This window comes from Phormidium pseudopriestleyi FRX01 (assembly GCF_017313335.1).
GTDB classification, from domain to species: Bacteria; Cyanobacteriota; Cyanobacteriia; order Cyanobacteriales; family Laspinemataceae; genus Laspinema; species Laspinema pseudopriestleyi.
The window spans coordinates 1-4,066 of record NZ_JAFLQW010000323.1 but is presented as its reverse complement, the minus strand read 5'-3'; the positions used below and the strand labels follow the sequence as shown (position 1 = coordinate 4,066).

3 protein-coding genes are annotated in these 4,066 nt (G+C 50.7%); 2 read left to right on the top strand and 1 reads right to left on the bottom strand.

Annotated features, from left to right (window positions below; translation table 11 throughout):
- Positions 1-134: 134 nt before the first annotated feature.
- Complete coding sequence (gene ftsH, locus J0895_RS12005) at positions 135-2,135, top strand: ATP-dependent zinc metalloprotease FtsH (protein WP_422894326.1); 2,001 nt, start codon at positions 135-137, stop codon at positions 2,133-2,135.
- Between the two features lie 75 nt (positions 2,136-2,210).
- On the opposite strand, the gene J0895_RS12000 is transcribed toward ftsH, so the two are convergent.
- A complete protein-coding gene (locus J0895_RS12000) occupies positions 2,211-2,861 on the bottom strand; it encodes a M23 family metallopeptidase (protein ID WP_207088325.1) in 651 nt (216 codons plus the stop codon).
- A 420-nt stretch (positions 2,862-3,281) separates the two neighbouring features.
- On the opposite strand from J0895_RS12000, the gene J0895_RS11995 reads away from it, so the two are divergent.
- Complete coding sequence (locus J0895_RS11995; protein ID WP_207088324.1) at positions 3,282-3,662, top strand: hypothetical protein; 381 nt, start codon at positions 3,282-3,284, stop codon at positions 3,660-3,662.
- The last annotated feature ends 404 nt before the right edge of the window (positions 3,663-4,066 follow it).

Here is a 4,066-nt window from a genome sequence, read left to right as displayed (position 1 = left end):
CCCCCACCCGAAAGGGGTCTAGTAAAGCAGTTCACAAAAAGGATGGTTACGGTTATGGTTACTAAATTGGCTGTTTTCAACAGCCGCTCCTATCCCTCCCCATGTCTGAAGCCAGGGGTATCCCGGAGGGTTCGATGAAAGGTTTTTTGAAACAGTGGATCGAGGGACAACGGGGAGTCACTCAACCGAGTTCACTCAAGCGTCAGAGTATGACAAAACAAGGCAACCGTGCCAACAGTACAGGGCCAGTCGCTAAAAAATCATCTCTCCCGGTCAAACTAGCCACCACCCTAGGGGCAATGCTGGCATCAGGAATACTCACTCAAGGGGTGCTGCTGACGACTCCGGCGATCGCCCAAACCGAGGCCACTTCCCTGAGTTATAGCGAATTATTGCAGAAAATTGATGCCGGAGAAGTCCAACGGGTGGCAGTGGATCCGGCACAAGGGGTTGCCCGAGTTAAATTACTACAGGGCGATTCGGAATATACCGTTCCCCTGTTCGATCGCCACCCTGAATTATTTGAAAGAATTAGATTACAAAACAAGGCAGCCGAGACAATCCAATTGGACGTGCAGCCTACCGCTGACCCCTCTGCCGCCTTTGGCATGGCCGCCAATCTCCTGTTGATTCTCCTCTTAATTGGGGGATTAATGATGATTGTCAGGCGATCGGCTCAAGCGGGAAATCAAGCCATGAGCTTTGGCAAATCTAAAGCCCGATTTCAGATGGAAGCTAAAACCGGCGTGATGTTTGATGACGTGGCTGGAATTCAGGAAGCTAAAGAAGAACTGCAAGAAGTCGTCACCTTCCTGAAAAAACCAGAACGATTTACGGCGATCGGGGCCAAAATTCCCAAAGGCGTCCTGTTAATTGGGCCTCCAGGAACCGGCAAAACCTTACTTGCCAAGGCGATCGCCGGAGAAGCAGGCGTCCCCTTCTTCAGCATCTCCGGGTCAGAATTCGTCGAAATGTTTGTCGGCGTCGGGGCATCCCGAGTGCGGGACCTGTTCAAAAAAGCTAAAGAAAATTCCCCCTGCATCGTCTTCATCGATGAAATTGATGCAGTCGGGCGTCAGCGTGGCGCAGGCATCGGCGGTGGCAACGATGAGCGAGAACAAACCCTCAACCAACTCCTCACCGAGATGGACGGATTTGAGGGCAACACTGGAATTATTATTATTGCTGCCACCAACCGACCCGATGTCCTGGATCAGGCATTACTCCGTCCCGGACGATTTGACCGGCAGGTGATGGTCGATTTGCCGAGTTACAATGGCCGCCTGGGAATCTTGCAAGTCCATGCGCGGAATAAGAAGCTGGCCCCAGAAGTCTCCATCGAGGCGATCGCCCGTCGCACCCCAGGATTTTCCGGGGCCGACTTAGCCAACCTCCTCAACGAAGCCGCCATTTTAACCGCAAGGCGACGTAAAGAGGCGATCGGCCACTTAGAAATCGACGACGCCATCGATCGCATCACCATCGGGATGCAACTGACCCCCTTACTCGATAGCAAGAAAAAGCGCCTGATTGCCTACCACGAAGTCGGTCACGCCCTGCTGATGACCCTTTTGGAAAATTCCGACCCCTTAAACAAAGTCACCATCATTCCCCGTTCTGGTGGCATTGGTGGATTTGCTCAACAAAGTTTCAACGAAGAAATGATTGATAGTGGTCTCTACACCCGGGCTTGGTTAATTGACCGAATTACCATTACCCTAGGGGGGAGAGCCGCCGAACAGGAAGTGTTTGGGGATACGGAAATCACCATTGGGGCCAGTAATGATATCCGCGTAGTCGCTGATTTAGCCCGGGAAATGGTCACCCGCTACGGAATGTCCGCCCTAGGTCCCCTCGCCCTAGAAACCCAGAACGCCGAAGTCTTTTTAGGCCGGGACCTCGGCAGCAAAGCGGACTATTCCGAAGAAGTTGCGTCTAAAGTGGACCGGCAGGTGCGAGAAATCGCCTTTGACTGCTATGAAAAAGCCCGAGTCATCCTCCGTCAGCATCGCTATCTCCTCGATCGCCTCGTCGATATGCTGTTAGAGCAAGAAACCATCGAAGGGGAAGACTTCCGGAAACTCGTCAGCCAATCCGTTGACCTCCCGAAAAAACAGCTAATTACCAACGGTTAACCCTTAAAAAAATAGCCCGCGTAGGCGGGCTTTATCCGAGCAGCTTCCACCCTTAACTGGGGGGGAGCTTTTTTTTTAAGGTTGCATCGAAACACTGCGGGATGAGCCATACATAGCGCGCAGAATCAACGCCGGGTCATACCAGTCATTGGCGTATCTCAGACCCCAGTGGAGATGAGGACCCGTACTGCGTCCCGACATCCCCACTCGACCGATGCGAACCCCCGCCGGAACCTGTTGACCTTCAAAAATTTGTAGGCCCCCGGTGCGATCGATTAGGTAGCGACGCCCCCCCGACCGCTCAACAGCACCTTGCATATGACAATAGATATGTTCCCAGTCTCCGGATTGGATCACCAAACCAATGCCACAGCGATCGTCATCGATCGCCTCAACCACCGTTCCCGCCCACCAATTGCGGACATAACTTCCCATCGGTGCCGCAATATCTAAACCCGAGTGAAATTCACGGCTATAACCTCCAGTCGGGGACTGACGATAGCCAAACGGCGAGGTATAAGCCTGAAAATTTTCCACCGGAAAGGAAGCCCCTTGCCAATAATTCGCCGTTGCCGTCTGAGGCTCTCCCGGTCCCTGAGATTGAGCAATCTGGGGTTGCAACCCCAAAAACAGCATCACCGCTAAACCTAGCCCGACAAATAACATCCGTCGTAAAGTACGGGCTAAGTTTTTGTGCATCCATCCGGGGATAGCATTTCGCATCATCACTTCCATTCCTCAACCGCAGATTAACATTATGAATCGGTTTAAATCAGTTTGAGCATCAAACAGACAAATCTTTTCCAGACAGGGCCGTGAAATTAAATTTGCCTCCATTTTCAGGGAGGACTAATCCACCGCGCCGAGGTAATGGTGCCGTTTGAGAACCCATTGCGTTCCCTAAAATCCTGCACCCCAGTCATTCAGCAGGCCCTACCCCAACGCCGCTAGGAAAGTTATTTTCTCGACGTGGATTTTACCCTAAGTTGTACCCTGGTCACTCATTCACGCACCGAATCAATCAATCGGTTCAAAATTTGGGCTGCCCTGAATCAATCTGATCTCATCAGAGGACACCGGATCCTAAATTCTTAACTTTTGTTAAAATCGCTGAAAAGATAAATTCATGACCCGAGTGCCTCACCTATGTTAACTGAAATTTTTCCCTTTCAATTTGCAATCGATACCACCGCCCTGGCGGGAGCCTCATTATGGTCTCTCGCCCTATATCTGGGGCTTTCCAGCCTCAGTGAATGGGTGACGGAACAACTTAATCGCTGGTTTAATTTTGCCGATCGCGCCCTTTACACCTCAGAAAAAGAGTTTGAGCGCTCAAAACAGGCTAGAGAGTCCCAAAATGCCCTCTATGCCTCAGTGTTGAGTATTGTCCCCTTTCTAGCAATGGGCGGAGTCTGTAACTGGGGCGTCGAATTCACCTTGGGCAGCAGTTGGGCCATTTCTGTGGGGATGATCGCCTGTATTATTTGTGGCGTCTATGAATTGGGCCGTCGAGATGGGATGTCGTAACCGGGGCGATACCAGCAGTATTTAGAAACCGGGTTTCTCTACAAAATCTATGGAATTGAGTAGGGTGGGCATTGCCCACCTTCTGTTCGGTGGGCATTGCCCACCCTACAATGGCTCTATACTTTCTATTCATTAGGGTGGGAAAAAGGTGGGCATTGCTACAATGGCTCTATACTTTCTATTCATTAGGGTGGGAAAAAGGTGGGCAATGCTTGGAATTGGAATTCTTCTATGACAATTTCAAGGGTTTCAAGTCTGATGTAGGGGCAATTCACGAATTGCCCCTACAGGGTTCGGGTTAATTTAATTGGGATTCGATTTCTTCTATGACAATTTTAGCGATATTATTGCCAGCACCCGGTTGTCCTCGGACTGAATGTAATTTATCTCGGATGAGTTGTAAT